The following is a 1,094-nucleotide window of genomic DNA, read 5'->3' as shown; positions in this document are numbered from 1 at the left end:
GTGCCGATCGTCGGGCTCGCGCCGTAGATCGCAAAGCTGTTGTTCGCCTGCGGCGTCGAACCGGGCGAAGCGTTCATGTTCGTCAGCACCAGGTTGCCGAACGCAATCGTCGTGCTGCTGTTGGCGAGGAAGATCGTGTTCCCCGCGCCGCCGGTGAACGTGCCGGTGCCGGTGATGTTCCAATTCGAATTCGCGCCGGTCGAGAACGAACCGCCGGTCATCGTCAGGTTGGCAAACGTCTCTTGAATATTCGGCAGCGTGCCGGTGTTGAACGACGTGCCGTTGAACACGCTCGCCGCGCCACTCACATTCACACTCGCCGTATCGGCGATCTGATTGTTCGCACTAAACGTCACCGCGCCGCCGTTGATATCGAGCTGACCCGGAATCGCATTCACGCCCGCCGTCTTGTTCAGATTCAGCACGCCGGCCGAAACCGTCGTGGTGCCCGTCTGCGTGTTCGCCGTGGCGCCAGCCAGCGACAGCGTTCCCGCGCCACTCTTCGTCAAGCTCACCGCGCCGCTGATCACGCCCGTGTAGATGTCGGTGCCGCTCGCCAGGTTCACCGTCAGCGTCGCCGCCAGCGTGCTCGTAACCTGCATCGTCACGTTCGCACCCGTCACCGAGTACAACCCGGCCACCGTTTGATTCTGACCGTTGAGATCGACAATCGCCGGCGAAACACTCGCGTTGTTGCCAAGGGCCAGCTTCGTTCCCACCGGCAACCGATCGGCGCCACCGGCAAGTCGCAGCGTACCAACCACCACCGTCGTATCGCCGAGATACGTGTTCGCGCCGCCGCTGACCACGACGACACCCGTCGTGTCGCTGCGCACCGTCAGACCACCCATCGCGCCGGCTTGTCCACCGCTGATCGCACCACTCAACGTCAGCGTCGCGGTGTTCGCCGCGCCCACGCGATTGTTGGTCGCCGCGTTGCCGACGATCACCGGGCCAGCCCAAGTGCTCGAGCCCGCAAAGCCGTGCAGCGCGCCCTGACTGTTCGTGCCACCCGTACCATTGATCGTGATCGTCTCGCCCGTCACCGTCACGGCATTGAGTTGCAACTGCGCATTACTCGCCACCTGCGTCGC

General features: G+C 64.0%; 1 protein-coding gene. It reads right to left on the bottom strand.

Annotated elements, in window-relative coordinates; all coding sequences use genetic code 11:
• Window positions 1–1,094: autotransporter-associated beta strand repeat-containing protein (locus M9Q49_RS35245; protein WP_254514054.1), on the bottom strand; the 1,094-nt coding region annotated here is incomplete at both ends.

The organism is Anatilimnocola floriformis (genome assembly GCF_024256385.1).
Taxonomy (GTDB): domain Bacteria; phylum Planctomycetota; class Planctomycetia; order Pirellulales; family Pirellulaceae; genus Anatilimnocola; species Anatilimnocola floriformis.
This window is presented reverse-complemented; position numbering and strand designations above follow the sequence as displayed.